Here is a 16608-nt window from a genome sequence, read left to right on the forward strand (position 1 = left end):
CGCATTGTGAGGGCATGAAAAAGATCCTGATCCCCATTGTATCTGTCTTCCTTCTGACGCAGGCGTTTCCGGCGCAGGCGGCGGAATGCTATGCTGACTACAAAGCCAAGCGCGACTCTCCGTTGCAGTTGCATTACGGTGTCATGCAATTGTCGGGCGGCTGCTCAAAGGCGTCGGCGCGCGGAGAGGTGGCTGCCCGGCTATCGCAGGGCGGCTGGACCCTATTGCGCGTGCTGTCGGTCTTTGACGAGTCGGGTCTGAGCGAAAGGAAGGCAAGTGCAGGAAAATTCTACCTCCGCTTCTGAGATCAAGCGCACGTCGGGGCGCGTGGTGCCTTTGGGAATCGCGGGGATCGTCCTGATACTGGCGGTTCTGGCGGTTTGGTTGCTGACCAACCTGCCGGATGCCAATGCCTTCAACGCGCGGGTCGAGCAGTTGTTCGTGGAAAACGACGACCTGACCGCGCAGGCCGAGATCAAGCTTCTGGAGATACTGGCGCAATCGGGCACGGCGTTTTCCGATACGCTATCGGGCTATCGCATGGTGATCCTGGTACTGCTGGTGTTCGCCACCACGTTGATGGTGGCGACGTTCGTTTTGCTGGTGATGCTGGTGACGTTGCACCGCCGAATGGCGCAGATCGAGCAATCGGGCATCCAGGTTTCATCGCTGATGATCAGCCGGGGCGAGAACATGGTCTATCTCAATAACATGGGATTTCGCATGACTGATGCGGCGATGGAGACGCTATCGGTTTTGGCCGAGGCGCGGTTGGACGACGACATCCTGTCCGGCGCCGAGATCGAGGCGATCGTTTCGGGCCGCACGGCGGCCGATTGTGACGAATCGGCGGGTGCCACGCGGATCAAGCGGCTGCGCGATACGCTTGGCAATCAGTTGGTGAGCGAGCTTTTGGTGCGCAACATCGCGCGACGGGGCTACATGCTGGCCGTGGACAAGGACGTGATCAGCGTGGTGTAGGCGGCGGCGCGGTCACGCTTTCGCAAGGTCGGCCAGCACGGTGCAATCGCGCGACTGCCCGCCGCAGCAGACCGACTCGCAGCTATCTACGAACGCGCTGAGCTGGGCCTCGAGGCCGCGCAACTCATCAAGCTTTTGGCGCACCGATGACAGGTGATCGGCCGCGATGTCGCGCACTGCGGTGCAATCCTCTGCCGGGCTGGTCGCCAGACCGCAGAGCAGGCGAACCTGCGCGATGCCGAAGCCAAAGTCGCGGCACCGGCGAATGAAGGTCAGGCGGGCGATGTCATCAGGTTCGTAGTGCCGATGCCCGGCCGCGCTGCGCCGTGCCGGGGGGATGAGGCCGATTTCCTCGTAGTAACGAATGGTCGGGGCGGGAACACCGCAGGTCGTGGCGGCCTGACCGATGGACAGTAATGGATCGTTGGCGGGCATGTGGATCCTCCTGTTGCAATTCAAGCCACTTGAACCCCCAGAGTTTGCCGTGGTTGGGGGGATCTGTGCAAGGTCCGCGCCCTGCCGGGTGTTGCGCCGCCCAAGGGGCGGGACCGGATGTGATCGGAGGATACCATGCAGTTTCATCAGTTGTCCGCGAAGGATTGGGCCAAGACCCTGATCATCGGCCTGGTCGCGGCTGCCGTGACCGCCGTAACCATGCAAGGGCTTTTGCGTGCCGGGATTTCGCCCTTGCCCGAGCCCCTGGGCCTTGCGTTTGCTCGGCTTCTGCTGGGGGATGTGCCCTTGCCGGTTGGTCTGCTGTTTCACACGGTTTGGAACGTGGCCTTTGTCGCATTCTTTGTCGTGATGTTTGGTGACAGCCTGAGCTTTGGGCGGGCTATTGCGCTGGCGGCGGCGCTATGGGGGTTGGTGCTCGTGGTCTTTTTTCCCATCGTTGGATGGGGGTTTTTCGGGCTCGCCATCACGCCCAAGCTGATCGTTGCGGCGGGGGGCATTCACCTGCTGTTTGCCATCCTGCTTTGGGGCGGGTGCCGGATTGCCTTTGGCACGGCGGTCCCCGGTGCGGCGGCGCAGTAGGCACGCCGCGCCTTATCGCTTGGCCAGCATCGACAGGCGAATAAGCGCGCGTTCGACCAAGGCCATGGCGGGCGCGTGTTGCGCAGCCGAGCGTAGCTTGAGGTCGGTATCCGTCAGCAGCGTCAATGCCTGCTCAAGGCGCGGCGCGCCCCAACCGCGCGCCTGCCGCAGCATCCTATCGCGTCTGGGGCCAAAGATGGGCGGGCGCATCCGGGCGATACCCTGCGCCGCGCCATCGGGATCGGATGCCGCGGTATAGAGCGCGCGAAAGTGGCGCGCCGCGTTGATGCAAAGGCTGACCGGCTGCGTGCCCTGCGCCTGCAGGCGGCGCATCACCGGCCCGATCTCGGCCGAGCGCCCCTCGGCCACGATGTTGAGGATATCGTCGAGATCGGCCTCGGCCGAGGCGGGCGCGCAGGAGGCGATATCGTCTGAGCTTAGTGCGCTGTCGTCCTCGAACTTGTAAAGGCCCAGCTTGGCGATGGTCTGCCGGAAATCGCCGGGGTCGAGCGTGCGCGACAGCGCGGTCAGGTCGGTCATCGCGTCGGGGGCTATATTGTGCAGGCCGGCGGCGGCCAGCTCTGCCTCGATCTCTTCGCGGGTTGGCGGATCGTCATAGAGCGCGGCGGCGTAGGCGTTTGCGTGCCCTTCGAACAGTTTGCGCAGTTTGGATTTTGCGGGAAGCTGCCCGGCGGTGACTATGATCTGCGCATCGCCTTCCTGCCAGTCCTTGAGCGCCGCGCCGATCACGTCGGCAAGGCCGTCGGTGGCATCCTCGACAAAGGCGGCGCGAGGGCCGGGGAAAAAGCTTTGGGCCTTGACTGCATCCAGAAGCGCGGCGGGATCGCGGCGCAGGTCCGCGGCGGGCAGGCGGCTGAGGCGCATCTCGCCCTCGCCATCGGGGCCGATCAGGTTGGCGATCACCTCTTGCCGCTTGAGCGCGACGCGCATCGCATCCGCGCCAAAGATCAGCAACCCGGCGCGCGTCGGGTCGGGTTTGGCGAAATACCTGTTGGCGTCGCGTGTGTTAAGCTTCATTCCGGCAGGTCGCTGGCGGCGGCCAAAAGCCGCGCTATCATGCGGTCGGCCAGGATCGTGGCCAGCCGCGCATGGGCATCGCGTTTTGCGGCGCTGGTCGCGATGGTTGAATCGGTGGCGGAATAGCCGGTGAACCCGGTGGTACGCCCCTTGATCAGGGCGGTGTCGGTGCCGGCGGCGCGCAAGGTGTAGCTGACGGTTCCGACGAGGTTGTAGCGGGTCGAGATGTTGGTGGGCGCGACGGCCATTTCCTTGCGCCGAATAGTCAGGTTATATGACAGCTCATAGCGTGAGCCGCGGCCGATCCGCTGCTCAACGCGTTGAAGCAATAGCTGCTCGGTGCGGGTATCGGGCGCCTGCACCCGGACCGCCGATTGCAGCCGCTCCGCCGTACCCTGCGGGCCATAGACAGGCGCAAAGCCACAGCCCGCCAGCGCCAGGGCGCACAGGCCGAAAACCAGGGTTCTGCGTTCAGACCACCACATTCACGATCCGCCCGGGGACGACGATCAGCTTTTTCGGCGCGGCCCCGTTCAGCGCCTTTTCGACAGCATCCAGCGAAAGCGCGATCTTTTCAACCTCTGCCTTGTCCATGTCGCGCGGCACCTTGATTTCGCCGCGCCGCTTGCCGTTGATCTGCACCGGCAGGGTGATGGTTTCGTCCACCAGCATGGCCTCGTCCGCGACGGGCCACGGCGCGTTGGCGATCAGGCCCTCGCCTTGCAGAAGCGACCACAGTTCCTCAGCGAAGTGCGGGGTCATGGGCGCCATCAGTTGCGCCAACGTGCGCGCCGCGCGGGTTTTCGCCGCGCCGCCCGCCTGCGATTTGGCCAGCGTGTTGGTAAACGCATAAAGCCGCGCAATGGCCGCGTTGAAGCCAAAGGATTCGACCCCGCCGGTCACGTCATGGATGGTTTTGTGCATCTCGCGCAAAAGCGCTTCGTCGGCGTCCGGCGCGGCGGCCTCGGCGGTGCGAGCCGCTGCGATTTCAGATGCGATGCGATAGACGCGGCTGAGGTGTTTGAACGCGGCGTCGGCGCCTGCGGCGGTCCATTCCACGTCACGCTCGGGCGGGCTATCGGACAGCACGAACCAGCGCGCGGTATCGGCGCCGTACTGATCGATGATGCTGACCGGATCGACGACATTCTTCTTGGATTTCGACATCTTGGCGGAGGGGATTACCTCGACCGCCTCGCCGGTTTCCTTGAGCTTGCCGCCCTCCACTTCCTCGGGCAGGTGATAGACGGGCCGCCCGCGCTCGTCGCGTGTCTGGTAGATCTCGTGCGTGACCATGCCTTGGGTGAACAGCGCGTCAAACGGCTCGCGCGCCTTTTGCGGCAAATGGCCGGTTTCGATCATGGCGCGCGCGAAGAAGCGCGAATAGAGCAGGTGCAGAATCGCGTGCTCGATCCCGCCGATATACTGGTCCACGTTCATCCAGTATTCGGCCTCGGCCATGTCGGTGGGCGTCTCGGCGTGCGGTGCGGTGAAACGCGCATAATACCACGAGCTATCGACGAAGGTATCCATCGTGTCGGTTTCGCGCCGGGCCGGTTTGCCGCAGGCGGGACAGGGGCATTGGGCCCATGTCGGGTGCCGGTCCAGCGGATTGCCGGGGATGGAGAAATCTATCGGCTGGCCCGCCTCGTCATAAGGAAGCTCGACCGGCAGGTTTTCCTTGCGTTCGGGCACAACGCCGCAATCGGAGCAATGCACCACCGGGATCGGGCAGCCCCAGTAGCGTTGCCGCGACAGGCCCCAGTCGCGCAGGCGGTATTGCGTCACACCCTTGCCGATGCCGCGCCCCTCGCAATGGTCGATGGCGGCATTGATGGCCGCCTCGCCGGTTTGCGCGTCATCGCCCGCAATGGCACGCACATAGTGTACGGTTTCGGTTTTCGGGGGTACGTAAGCCTCGGTCAGGGGGCCGGTGTCGCCGGTGGAGGGTGTGAACACCGGAATGATCGGCAGCTTGTACCGGGTGGCGAAATCAAAGTCGCGCTGATCATGTGCGGGCACGCCAAAGATGGCGCCGGTGCCGTAATCCATCAGGATGAAATTGGCGATATAGACCGGCAGATCCCATTCGGGGTCAAGCGGGTGACGCACCCGCAGGCCGGTATCCATGCCCTTCTTTTCGGCCTTTTCCAGGGCCTCTTCGGTGGTGCCGCCGCGCCGGCAATCGGCGCAGAAGGCGGCCACGTCTGGGTTGTTCGCCTCAAGCGTCTTGGCCAGCGGATGATCGGCGGAGATCCCGACGAAGCTGGCCCCCAACAGGGTGTCGGGGCGGGTGGTATACACCTCGATCCCGTCAAAGCCGCCGGGGCCGTCGATCAGATCGAACGCGAATTGCAGCCCGCGCGAGCGCCCGATCCAGTTGGCCTGCATCAGCTTGACCTTGGCGGGCCAGTTGTCCAGCCCGTCCAGCGCGGTCAGAAGGTCCTCGGAAAAGTCGGAGATGCGGAAGAACCATTGCGTCAACTCGCGCCGCTCGACCTCGGCTCCCGAACGCCAGCCCTTGCCATCCTCGACCTGTTCATTGGCCAGAACGGTCATGTCCACCGGATCCCAGTTGACGATGGCGTTCTTGCGGTAAACCAGCCCCTTTTCCATGAAATCCAGGAACATCGCCTGCTGCTGGCCGTAATACTCGGGGTCGCAGGTGGCGAACTCGCGGCTCCAGTCGATGGAAAGGCCGAGCGGCTTCATCTGGTCGCGCATGACCGCGATATTGCCGTAGGTCCAGTCCTTGGGGTGGCCGCCGCTTGCCATCGCGGCGTTTTCGGCGGGCATGCCGAACGCGTCCCAGCCCATCGGGTGCAGCACGTTGTGCCCGGTGGCCAGTTTGTAGCGCGCCACCACGTCGCCCATGGTGTAGTTGCGCACATGTCCCATGTGGATGCGCCCCGAAGGGTAGGGAAACATCTCGAGCACGTAGTACTTGGGCTTGCCCGGCTCGCGGGTGGCGCGGAATATCCCGGCCTCGTCCCAGGCCTTTTGCCATTTCGCTTCGATCTCGGCGGCTGAATAGCGCGACATGTGCTGCAAACCTCTTTTCATCAGCGCGCTGGCGCGCGCGGGCGACATATTACCAGCGGGTGATAGGCGGGCTTGACACGATGGTCTAGGGGTTTGGCGCAAAAATGCAGCGCTATGCAGTGGGCCTGAGCGGGGTATAAGGGGGCAGTCCCATCATGACCACGCGGCCAATCCCCATGAACATCCTCTTCATACACCAGAATTTTCCCGGACAGTTCAAGCATCTGGCGCCGGCGCTGGCGGCTGGGGGGCATCGCTGTGTGGCGCTGACGTTGCGGGTGGAAAAACCCATCAGGTGGAACGGTGTGCAGGTCTTGCCCTATGCCCTGCCGGAAAGCCGCCGGCAACATGTGCATCCGTGGCTGATCGATCTGGACACCAAGGTAACCCGCGGGGAGGCCTGTTTTTACGCGGCGCTATCGCTGCGCGATCAGGGGTTCACCCCCGATATCATCGTGGCGCATCCCGGCTGGGGCGAGGCGATGTTCCTGCGCGATGTCTGGCCCGAGGCGCGCATCGGGCTCTATTATGAACTGTTTCACCGCTCGGACGGGGATCACATGGCTTTTGATCCCGAGTTCATGCGCGAGGTCGGGCCGGGCGAGGCGCTGCGCATCCGCCTCAAGAACCTGAACAACCGGCTGCACCTGCCGGTGGGCGATCTGGGGATCAGCCCGACCCGGTTCCAGGCGGACACATATCCGCCCGAGTTCCGCGAGCGTATCAGCGTGATCCATGACGGGGTTCCCACTGATCTGCTGTGGCCTGACAGGTCAGTGGCGCTGCATCTGCCCGAAGGAGGGCGCGTGACGCGCGAGGATGAGGTGATTACTTTCGTCAACCGCAACCTTGAGCCCTATCGCGGCTATCACGTGTTCATGCGTGCCTTGCCACGGCTATTACGGGAACGCCCGCGCGCGCAGGTTCTGATCGTGGGGGGTGACGGGGTCAGCTATGGCTCGCGCCCGCCCGAGGGGCAGACGTGGAAACAGGTTTTCATCGACGAGGTGCGCGCGCAGCTCCCCGACGCGGATTGGGCCCGCGTGCATTTCATGGGCAAGCTGCCCTATGATCGATTCGCCACGCTTCTGGCGGTCAGCCGGGTGCATGTCTACCTGACCTACCCCTTTGTCCTGAGCTGGTCGTTGCTGGAGGCGATGAGCGTGGGCGCGGCCATCGTCGCCAGCGACACCGCCCCGGTGCGCGAGGTGATCGCGGACGGCGAGACAGGGCTGCTGACGGGGTTTTTCGACCAGGACGCGTTGATCGCGTCGGTGTGCGGGTTGCTCGATGACCCCGAGGCGCGCGAAAGGCTGGGCCGCGCCGCGCGCGCGCATGTGCGCCAGCATTATGATCTGGAAACGGTGTGCCTGCCCGCGCAGATGCGGTGGGTGGACCGGCTCGCGGCGATGACGCCCGGAACGGTGGGCGACTAAGCAGGTATCAGAACTTCCGGTCTGCGATTCGCAATTGCCGTGCCCGCGCAAGGATCGCATCCTCGATCGCGCGTTGCGTGGCGGCATCGACGGGACCGCGCCGCGTTTGCAGCGCGACAACCAGCGACCGCGCATCAAGCGCGGGATCCTTGATATAGACGGTGCCGCGATAGGCGCGCCCGCCGCCCGGCGGGGTGCCATAGCCGAACACGATCACGCCGGTAAACGGATCGACCGATTCCAGCGGCAGGAAGTTCAGCACGTCCAGCGTGCCGTTCCACAGGTAGCGGTTGACCGCCACGGTGACATCCGGGTTCTGCTTGCGGAACAGATCCCACAGGCTGGAGCCGCCGGTCTGTGCTTCGACGCGGGAGTTGGTGGCCTTGGGGGCGTCGCCGGTGCCCTCCTGCCCCTCATCGCCCTGCCCGCCGCCGAAAAGGCCACCGCCGCCACAGGCCGCCAGCGACAGCAGCAGCGCGCCAAGCGCGATGGGTTTCACAATGCGAGTCATGGTCATGGCACCGCCCCTGAATATCCGTTCTGTCCTGTCCTAAACAACCGCCCGCAAGGGAGCAAGGATATACTCGCCCCCGCGCGAGGGGTTGCCGGCCGCGCGGGTCTGCCCAAAAGCATGGGTGTGGCAAAGCTGCATCATCCGACAGGGCATTGTGGCGCGAGGGCCCCGGATACTTGCCAACTGCCCCCGAAAAGAGCGAAACGATTGCCATACCCAATCTGGATTCTCCGGTTTGGGGCGCTTGAATGAAAACCGAGGGAAAAACCATGAAAAAGATTCTCTTCGCAACGACTGCCCTGGTCGCCACCGCTGGCGTCGCAGCCGCAGACGTATCCTTTGGCGGCTATGCTCGCTGGGGTGTTGACCACGTCGAAGGCCGTGTCGGCGACGAAACTCGCATCGAAAGCCGGTTCCGTCTGGTCGTCACCGCCACCACCGAATCCGATGGCGGCCTGACCTTTGGCTCGCAGATCCGTTACCAGGCCAACGAAGGCACTTCGGGCTACAGCGCAACATCGGTTACTGCGATGGGGTCCGGTGCTGTAGTGGGCGGCCACGGCGGCTTCAACAGCCCGCGCTTCTGGGTCTCCACCGGCGGTCTGGAAATCTCCATGGGTCACGTTCAGGGTGCCCTGGAATTCATGCCCGGCATGTATGCTGGCTCCGTTGGCCTGACCGGCCTGGGCTATGCCAACGTCGTCTATAACTACGCTGGTGACCTCTACACGTCCGGCGGAAACGGCCGTCAGGGCGTCGACATCAAGTACTCCGCTGGCGACTTCAGCGCACACCTGTCGCACAGCATGAAGCAGAACGGCTATGGCTTTAACGGCACGACCGAGCGCACCGCAGGTTGGGTTGCTTACAGCTTCGGCGACTACAGCGCCGCACTGGCTCTGCAGGACAGCAACCAATCTGGCGACAACGAGTGGGCTCTGACCGCATCGGGCACCTTTGGCCCCGCGAACGTGACGCTGCAGGTTGCTGACAACGGCAACATGATTGCCAACAGCAACACCATGAAGTACGGCCTCGCAGCCTCCTTCGACGTTGGCGCAGCGACCTCCGTGTCGGCCTACATCAACCACGACGAAGCCCTGAACGGCTTCACCGGTGATGAGAACATGGGTGTTGGTGTTGTCCACGACCTCGGCGGCGGCGCATCCGTCCGCGGCGGTATCGCAGATACCGCCGGCACCACCCGTGCCGACCTGGGTGTTCAGTTCTCCTTCTGATCCGTCAGAAACGAGACGACCCAAAGAAGGGCAGGTCTTCGGACCTGCCCTTTTCTTTTGTGCGTTCGGTTTTTGCGTGGGGCTATTCCTGTGGCAGATCGGGCCAGCGCGCCGGGTCGATCCCGGTCAGCAGCTCCGACAGCGCATCGCGGTGATCCCGCCACCCCCCGACCGAGCGCGTATGCACCCCCTGGCGAACCTGGTTGACGCTGGCGGTGCGCACGGCCCGGCGGTTGCGTTCAGGCAGGGCCATGTCTTCCACCCATGGCAGGCCACAGGCCTCGGCCAGCATCTTGCTACCGCCCTCGGGGTTAGTGACCAGGTCGGCATAATCGACATCGGTAATCCGCGCGCCGAACATTGCCTTCCAATGATCCATGTAATCCCGATAGAGGTTGATTTGCAGCGCGGTCGCCGCCTGATCAAAGGTGAAGGACATGGCCGGGCTGGAAAAATACGTGCGCCACATCGATAGGCCCACATCGCGCGGATCGCGCCGCATGTGAAGGATTACGCAGTTGGGAAACGCCGCCAGAAGCATCCCCACAAGCCGGTAATTCGAAGGCATCTTGTCGACAAAGGCGCGGGTGCCCTCGGGCATGGGCGGAAGCGCGGCGCGATACTCCTGCGCGAATCGCGCGGCCGCCTCCGCGTCGAACGGGCCACCGGCATCCAGGTGCGCGCGCGCCAGCCGCCCCGCCGCGGCCAGTTCCCCCGCGCCGTAAACGTCGGGGTGCGAGGAAATCATCTGTTCGGTCAGGGTGGTGCCGGACCGTGGCAGGCCAAGGATGAAGATCGGCACCGGCTCTTGCGTCGGACCCTCGGGCAGGGGGGTGCCCCCGGCGAACAGCGAAAGGATGTCGTCCTTTTCGGCGACGGCCAGATCCTTGGCAAAGGGACGATGCCGCGCGAACACGTCGTTGCCCTTGCGATACCACAGGTCCGATCCGTCTATATCGCCCGCCTGCTGCAGAAGGCTGGCCCTAGCGAAGGCGAGAAAGCCCATGTCGGGCGAGGATTTGGACGCCTTGGCGATCGCCGCATCCACGCGGGCCAGCGTCGCGTCGTGATCCTCGGCCGCATGCAGGTGCGACACCTCGAACAGCGATTCGGCGTGATGGGGATAAAGGGCCAGGATGCGTTCATGTGTTGCCAGCGCCTCTTGCCGCCGGCCCATCTGGTTGAGCAGGATGGCATACCCCTCAAGCGCGGCGAAATGGTTGGGATTGATCGCCAGCGCCTTCTCGGACGCGGCGATGGCGTCTTCCTCGCGGTGAAGCTGACCCAGAAGAAGGCTGAGGTTCGACAAGGTGTCGGGGGCGTTCGGCTCGATCGCGATGGATGCCTCGTAGTCGGTGAGGGCCTCTTGCTCTTGCTTCATCTCCTGCCGCACCACCCCGCGCAGGTTGAGCGCGGCGGCGTTGCGGGGATCCTCCGCCACGGCCTTGTCCAGATCCGCCAATGCACCGGGATAATCACCGCTGCGCATCCGCGCCATGCCGCTCAGATACAGAACGTGCGAGGTGTCGGGCCGCTTCGGCAGCAGCTTTTCCAACAGCGATAGCGCGCGCGCGTTCTGGCCGGTGCTGATCAGGGCCTGCACCAGGTTGTTCTGCACATCGCGGTTGCCCGGCGCCATCTTTAGCGCCTGCCGAAAGAACGGGATCGCGGCGCGCTCGTCCCCCATCTGGGCCTGCGCAAGACCGGCCAGGTTGTAGAAATACGGCTCTTTCGGGAATTGCCGCGTGGCGGCCTTGGCTGTTTTGAACGCGCCCTTGAACTGCCCCGCATTCAGTTGCGTCATGATCTTTTCTGAAACGGTCTGGGGATGCGGGGCCATGGGTGCGCCTTTGTTGCGATGATTTGCTCTGCGACTATACCGGGTGGGGGCATGTCATCAATGACAATGGCCGTTGTCCCCTTTTCAATGGTGCGTCAAAGGTGTTTGTTGCGCCAAAAGGGTGGAGCGAGGGGAAAAGAGCCATGCCGCTGAACGATATTCAGGACCGGATCGCCAAAGCCTGCGACGACGCGGGCCGTGCGCCGGACAGCGTAACGTTGATCGCCGTATCCAAGGTGCAGCCAAACGCCCGCGTCGAGGCGGTTCTGGAGCAGGGGCACCGCGTATTCGGCGAAAACCGGGTGCAGGAAGCCGCAGGCAAGTGGCCGGAGTTTCGCGAGCGCTTCGACGGGATCGAGTTGCACCTGATCGGGCCGCTACAGACCAACAAGACGCGGCAGGCGTTCGACTTGTTCCAGGCGATCCACTCGGTCGATCGGCCCAAGCTGGCCAAAACCATCGCACGGCTGGCGCAGGAGGAGGGGCGCTGCCCCGAGGTGTTCATCCAGGTGAATACCGGCGAAGAGGAACAAAAGGCCGGCGTGATGCCAACCGATGCGGATGATTTCATAGCCGAATGCCGCCGTCTGGATCTGCCGGTGCGGGGCCTGATGTGTATCCCGCCTGTCGAGGAAGAACCGTCGCTACATTTTGCGCTCCTTGGCAAGATCGCGGAGCGCAACGGGCTGGACGGCCTGTCGATGGGCATGAGCAGCGATTTCGAGCGCGCGATCGCCCTTGGCGCGACGCATGTGCGCGTGGGCAGCGCCATTTTTGGCGAACGTGATTACGATTGACGCGCGCGCACGCGGTCAGGCCCGCACGATCAGACGTGTTCGCGGCGTGACGTGCGCGGCGATCCAATGCAGGTGGTCGCGCCGGAACGCGACACAGCCTTCTGTCGGGTAGCCCGGCCGCCGCCATTGGTGCAGGAAGATCGCAGATCCGGCGCCGCGCGTGGCATGTGGCCAGTTCCAGTCGGTGAGCATTATGAGATCATAGAGTGGATCGGCGCGGCGCAGGCATTCGTGGCTGTGGGGGTAGGGCGCGCGCACCAGAAGGTTGTAATCCGCGTGCGCGGCGTCATCGGACCACAGATCGCCGGGACGGATGGGGACCGCCCAAGGGGCCGGGCACGCCATGCGATCGGGGCGATAGAGCATTCCGTTGATCCGGTGCGTGCCGATGGGCGTCGCGCCGTCGCCTTCGCGTTTGGTGCAGGTCAGGCCGCCGCGCCCGATGACGCAGGGAAACCGCCGCCCCATGAAGCGCAGCCCGGTGGGGGTGAGGACCAGGTCGGCGGGGGTCATGGGCGGCCGCCGGTATCGGGGGCTCTGCCCCCGTCGCGGGGTGCCGCGACTCCCCCGGGATATTTTTGGCCAGAAGAAGCGCATATCATAGCAGGTGCCCCGATTTTGCGGCCTTGGTGGCCAGGTAGGCGCGGTTTTGTGCGGTTTCGCCCAGTTTCAGCGGCACGCGTTCGGTGACGGTGATGCCGTACTTTTCCATCATTTCAATCTTGCGCGGGTTGTTGGTCAGCAGCCGAACCGATGAGAACCCCATGGATTTTAGGATTTCGGCGCCAAGTCGGAAATCGCGCTCGTCATCCTCGAATCCGAGGCGGTGATTGGCCTCGACGGTATCAAAGCCCTGATCCTGAAGCGCGTAGGCGCGCATCTTGTTGGCCAGGCCGATGCCGCGCCCTTCCTGGTTGAGGTAGAGAAGAACGCCTTCGCCCTCCTCGCCCATCTGGGCCAGTGCGCCGCGCAGTTGCGGGCCGCAATCGCATTTCAGGCTGCCCATAACATCGCCGGTGAAACAGGCGGAGTGAATGCGCGCAAGAACCGGCGCATCGCGGTGCGGTTTGCCAATTTCGAAGGCGTAATGTTCTTCGCCGCCGTCATCGGGGCGGTAGATGTGCAGGCGTCCGCCCTCGGGTGCGGCGGCGACGGGCAAGCGGGCGCTAACCACGTTATGAGGATGCGCGGGCGCCGTCAGTAGGGGCCCGGCGGTATCCATGTTGATCAGCGTCAGGTGCTGATCGCGGGCAAAGGCGTGTGGATCGGGCAGATCCACGACCACGGCGGCGGGCAAGATGTGTGCCGATTTGGCTAGCCGTAAGGCCAAGCGGTGGAGTGTCGCATCGCCGCTTCGTTCGCTTTGCAGTGGGCCTTTCATCGGCGAGGCCAGATCGCCCGCCGGATCAGCCACCGCCGATATCCAAGCCAGCCCGGCATCGCCCGGCAGCAGGACGCGGGCCAAGTCACCGTCGTAGGGGCGCGCCTTGAGCGTTTCGGCGCGTCGCGTGGTGATCGCCAACACCGGCGTGCCACCAAGGGCGCGCAGGTCTTGCAGACGCTCCTTGCTGAGCGTTTCCGCAGCCAGGACGAGAACACCCCCGCCATGCGCCGTCAACACGACGGGCACGCCCATCCGCAGGTCGGCGCGGGCGCGCGACAGAATTTCGGTGGTGTTGGGGGCAAAGCTCATGACTGGTCCGCGTATTAGGTGCACCTCATCTAGCGCGTCATGTTTCATTTTGGAACATTTTACCCACGTAAGAACACGACAGCGTGAAACGAGTTACACCTGCCTTGCCGGAGACGGTGCGAGGGCGCAAGTCTTGTACAGAAAGCAAAGGAGTGAACCGATGGGACAGCTCAGGAAAATCCTTCTGGTTGATGACGACGACGACCTGCGCGAAGCGTTGAGCGAGCAACTGGTCATGACCGAGGATTTCGACGTATTCGAAGCGGCCAATGGCGCCGAGGCGATGAGCCGCGCCAAGGAAGGGTTGTATGACCTGGTTATCCTCGATGTGGGTCTGCCTGATACGGACGGGCGCGAGTTGTGCCGTGTGCTGCGCAAGCAGGGCCTGAAAAGTCCGGTTCTCATGCTGACGGGGCACGACAGCGATGCCGATACCATCCTGGGGCTGGATGCGGGCGCGAATGATTATGTGTCGAAGCCTTTCAAATTCCCCGTCCTTTTGGCGCGTATTCGTGCCCAATTGCGCCAGCACGAGCAAAGCGAAGATGCGGTATTTCAGCTTGGTCCGTATACGTTCAAGCCCGCAATGAAGATGCTGGTGACGGACGACGAGCGCAAGATCAGGCTGACCGAGAAGGAAACCAACATCCTGAAGTATCTCTACCGCACGGATGACGGTGTCGTGCCCCGCGAGGTGCTGTTGCACGAGGTCTGGGGCTACAACGCCGGGGTGACGACCCATACGCTCGAGACGCACATCTATAGGTTGCGGCAGAAGATCGAGCCGGACCCCTCGAATGCGCGCCTGTTGGTGACCGAAGGGGGCGGTTACAAATTGGCAACATAGAAAAACACTGTTTGCGGGACTATTTCTTGTCACAGATCAAAGTGGTATTCTGAGAATAGGTTACCAATACGGAATCCCGTTGCATGTGCGGGTTATCGCATGCACCTCCCTGTTGGACTGGCCCCGGCGACGCCGGGGCCTTTTTTTGGTTAACGGGCATGTTTCGGGCAAGTGTCACCGGAAACATGCCGTTCGTGGGATTGCGGCGCTGAGGGTGCCGAAGCGCACGCCGGGATTCAATCATTGGAAGAGTCGCGCCGCACGGGTGGCGGGTCCGGTGCCAAGGGGCGAACAAATGGGGCGCGGCCCTCTCCCGCTTTTGGCGCGGCTGTGCTAGGCCATCGGCAACGTAAATCCCGCGGAGGTACCAAATGCCGTTTACCCTTGCCACATGGAACATCAACTCGGTCCGTCTGCGCGAGGGGCTGGTTTGCCGGCTGCTGGAGCAGGAGGCCCCCGACGTTCTTTGCCTGCAGGAGTGCAAATCGCCGGTGGACAAGATCCCGTTGGAGCGGTTCCGCGAGTTGGGCTATGGCCACATGATCGCGCGCGGGCAGAAGGGCTACAACGGCGTGGCGATCCTGTCGAAGACCCCGCTGGAGGACATGGGCGAGCTGGATTTCGCGGGGCTGGGGCACGCGCGCCACGTGGCGGTGCGGTTGGAAAACGGTGTTGTGATCCACAATTTCTATGTGCCCGCCGGGGGCGACAAACCCGATCGCACGATCAACGAGAAGTTTGGCCAGAAACTGGATTACCTGACGGACATGCGCGATTGGTTTCACCGCGAAGGGGCCGGGAAATCCATCCTTGTTGGCGATCTCAACATCGCCCCGCGCGAGGATGATGTCTGGAGCCACAAGCAGTTGCTGAAGGTCGTCAGCCACACGCCAATCGAGGTCGAGCACCTGGGCGATGCGCAGGATGCGGCGAAATGGGTTGATGTCACCCGGCAGGACATCCCCGAGGGGCAGCTATATTCGTGGTGGTCCTACCGCGCGCGCGATTGGGATGCGGCCGATAAGGGCCGGCGGTTGGACCATATCTGGGCGACGCCGGATATCAGCAACGCCGCCCACGGGAGCCGTATCTTGCGCAGTGTGAGAGGATGGGAAAAGCCCAGCGACCACGCGCCGGTATTCGCGACCTTTGATCTGTGATCGGGGCTTTGAATCCGCCGCGTTGACCCTCATATAGGGGGCAACTGATTTGAAGGGTGAAAGACATGCTGGAACTAGGGCAAAACCAGCCCGCCGCGGCGGGTGATCTTATCAAGGACGTGTCCGAGGCCGATTTCATGGCCGAGGTTGTCGAAGCATCGAAAACGGTGCCGGTGATCGTGGACTTCTGGGCGCCGTGGTGCGGCCCGTGCAAGACGCTGGGCCCGCAGCTTGAGGCGGCTGTGACCGCGGCCAAGGGTGCGGTCAAGATGGCCAAGGTGAACGTGGACCAGAACCAGTCGATCGCCGGGCAGTTGCGTGTTCAGTCGATCCCGACGGTCTATGCCTTTTGGCAAGGACAGCCGGTGGACGGGTTTCAAGGCGCGGTCGCCGGGTCGGAGGTTGAGGCGTTCGTCAAACGGTGTGTCGACCTGGCCGGCGACGGCGCGGGTGGCGGTGATGGCCTGTCCGAGGCGATCGAGGCCGCCGAGACGATGCTGACCGAAGGCGCGGCGGCGGATGCGGCGCAAACCTTTGCTGCCGTTCTGGGCGAGGACGAGCACAATGCCGAAGCCTATGGCGGGCTGGTGCGTGCGCATATCGCGCTTGGCGATCTTGAGCAGGCCGAGGCGGTGCTGAACGGTGCCCCGGCCGAGATTTCCGAGGCGGCGCCGCTGGAGGCCGCGCATGCGCAGCTTGAACTGGCGCGTCAGGCCGCAGAGGCCGGGCCGCTGGAAGATCTGCGCGCGGCGGTCGAGGCAGAGCCGGACAACCACCAGGCACGGTTCGATCTGGCGCAGGCGCTTTATGCCAATGGCAAGGTCGAGGACGCGATCGAGGAATTGCTGACACTCGTGCGCCGTGATCGCGATTGGAACGAAGGCGCCGCCAAGCAGCAGCTTTTTACCATCTTCGACGCGCTCAAGCCGAATGATCCGCTGGCATTGAACGGGCGGCGCAAGCTTAGCTCGATCCTGTTTGCCTGAG

General features: G+C 63.6%; 17 protein-coding genes. 9 read left to right on the forward strand and 8 right to left on the reverse strand.

The features are described from left to right. The first annotated feature begins 14 nt into the window (after window positions 1-14). Together G568_RS0112635 and G568_RS0112640 are read left to right on the forward strand one after the other, a co-directional pair. A complete protein-coding gene (locus G568_RS0112635) occupies window positions 15-305 on the forward strand; it encodes a hypothetical protein (protein ID WP_026758385.1) in 291 nt (96 codons plus the stop codon). Beyond that, window positions 277-981, forward strand: a complete 705-nt coding sequence (locus G568_RS0112640) for a winged helix-turn-helix domain-containing protein (protein WP_026758386.1) — start codon at window positions 277-279, stop codon at window positions 979-981. Before G568_RS0112635 ends, G568_RS0112640 begins: the two co-directional genes overlap by 29 nt. A 12-nt stretch (window positions 982-993) precedes the next feature. Here the strand turns inward: G568_RS0112640 and G568_RS0112645 are convergent, their stop codons facing one another. Further along, a complete protein-coding gene (locus tag G568_RS0112645; protein WP_026758387.1) occupies window positions 994-1416 on the reverse strand; it encodes a MerR family transcriptional regulator in 423 nt (140 codons plus the stop codon). Window positions 1417-1551: 135 nt separating this feature from the next. Here G568_RS0112645 and G568_RS0112650 point away from each other — a divergent pair, with 135 nt between their 5' ends. Further along, window positions 1552-2016, forward strand: coding sequence for a hypothetical protein (locus tag G568_RS0112650; protein WP_051202979.1), 465 nt, complete (start codon window positions 1552-1554; stop codon window positions 2014-2016). A gap of 12 nt (window positions 2017-2028) precedes the next feature. Here the strand turns inward: G568_RS0112650 and holA are convergent, their stop codons facing one another. From holA to leuS, 3 genes are read right to left on the reverse strand one after another with little or no spacing between them, the layout of a single operon-like run. Next, window positions 2029-3054, reverse strand: a complete 1026-nt coding sequence (gene holA, locus G568_RS0112655; protein ID WP_026758389.1) for a DNA polymerase III subunit delta — start codon at window positions 3052-3054, stop codon at window positions 2029-2031. After that, window positions 3051-3539, reverse strand: a complete 489-nt coding sequence (gene lptE / locus G568_RS0112660; protein WP_026758390.1) for an LPS assembly lipoprotein LptE — start codon at window positions 3537-3539, stop codon at window positions 3051-3053. Before lptE ends, holA begins: the two co-directional genes overlap by 4 nt. Further along, window positions 3526-6096, reverse strand: coding sequence for a leucine--tRNA ligase (gene leuS / locus G568_RS0112665; protein ID WP_026758391.1), 2571 nt, complete (start codon window positions 6094-6096; stop codon window positions 3526-3528). Before leuS ends, lptE begins: the two co-directional genes overlap by 14 nt. Window positions 6097-6272: 176 nt before the next feature. Here leuS and G568_RS0112670 point away from each other — a divergent pair, with 176 nt between their 5' ends. After that, on the forward strand, window positions 6273-7532 hold the full coding sequence (locus G568_RS0112670; RefSeq protein WP_037374104.1) for a glycosyltransferase: 1260 nt from the start codon (window positions 6273-6275) through the stop codon (window positions 7530-7532). 7 nt (window positions 7533-7539) lie between these two features. Here G568_RS0112670 and G568_RS0112675 read toward each other — a convergent pair whose 3' ends face one another. Further along, window positions 7540-8049: a DUF3576 domain-containing protein gene (locus G568_RS0112675; RefSeq protein ID WP_026758393.1), complete on the reverse strand. Its 510-nt coding sequence runs from the start codon at window positions 8047-8049 to the stop codon at window positions 7540-7542. A 266-nt stretch (window positions 8050-8315) separates the two neighbouring features. Between G568_RS0112675 and G568_RS0112680 the strand changes: the two genes are divergently transcribed. Then, entirely contained in the window at window positions 8316-9284 is a 969-nt protein-coding gene (locus G568_RS0112680; protein WP_026758394.1) for a porin, read from the forward strand. 82 nt (window positions 9285-9366) lie between these two features. Here G568_RS0112680 and G568_RS19705 read toward each other — a convergent pair whose 3' ends face one another. Further along, window positions 9367-11088: a tetratricopeptide repeat-containing sulfotransferase family protein gene (locus G568_RS19705; RefSeq protein ID WP_169576957.1), complete on the reverse strand. Its 1722-nt coding sequence runs from the start codon at window positions 11086-11088 to the stop codon at window positions 9367-9369. A 179-nt stretch (window positions 11089-11267) separates the two neighbouring features. On the opposite strand from G568_RS19705, the gene G568_RS0112690 reads away from it, so the two are divergent. Then, a complete protein-coding gene (locus G568_RS0112690; RefSeq protein ID WP_026758395.1) occupies window positions 11268-11921 on the forward strand; it encodes a YggS family pyridoxal phosphate-dependent enzyme in 654 nt (217 codons plus the stop codon). Window positions 11922-11936: 15 nt separating this feature from the next. Here the strand turns inward: G568_RS0112690 and G568_RS0112695 are convergent, their stop codons facing one another. Together G568_RS0112695 and ribA are read right to left on the reverse strand one after the other, a co-directional pair. Beyond that, window positions 11937-12434, reverse strand: a complete 498-nt coding sequence (locus G568_RS0112695; protein ID WP_026758396.1) for a L,D-transpeptidase family protein — start codon at window positions 12432-12434, stop codon at window positions 11937-11939. Between the two features lie 85 nt (window positions 12435-12519). Beyond that, window positions 12520-13614, reverse strand: a complete 1095-nt coding sequence (gene ribA, locus G568_RS0112700; RefSeq protein ID WP_026758397.1) for a GTP cyclohydrolase II — start codon at window positions 13612-13614, stop codon at window positions 12520-12522. 160 nt (window positions 13615-13774) lie between these two features. Here ribA and G568_RS0112705 point away from each other — a divergent pair, with 160 nt between their 5' ends. The 3 genes from G568_RS0112705 to G568_RS0112715 all read left to right on the forward strand — a co-directional run bounded on the left by G568_RS0112705 (window position 13775) and on the right by G568_RS0112715 (window position 16607). Continuing rightward, window positions 13775-14461, forward strand: coding sequence for a response regulator transcription factor (locus tag G568_RS0112705; RefSeq protein ID WP_026758398.1), 687 nt, complete (start codon window positions 13775-13777; stop codon window positions 14459-14461). A gap of 371 nt (window positions 14462-14832) precedes the next feature. Then, entirely contained in the window at window positions 14833-15621 is a 789-nt protein-coding gene (locus G568_RS0112710; RefSeq protein WP_026758399.1) for an exodeoxyribonuclease III, read from the forward strand. Between the two features lie 65 nt (window positions 15622-15686). Then, window positions 15687-16607 carry a thioredoxin family protein gene (locus tag G568_RS0112715; protein WP_026758400.1) on the forward strand — a complete coding sequence of 307 codons (921 nt, stop codon included), beginning with the start codon at window positions 15687-15689 and terminating at the stop codon, window positions 16605-16607. Window position 16608 lies beyond the last annotated feature (1 nt).

Origin of the sequence: Sediminimonas qiaohouensis DSM 21189, from assembly GCF_000423645.1 — a bacterium.
Classification (GTDB): domain Bacteria; phylum Pseudomonadota; class Alphaproteobacteria; order Rhodobacterales; family Rhodobacteraceae; genus Sediminimonas; species Sediminimonas qiaohouensis.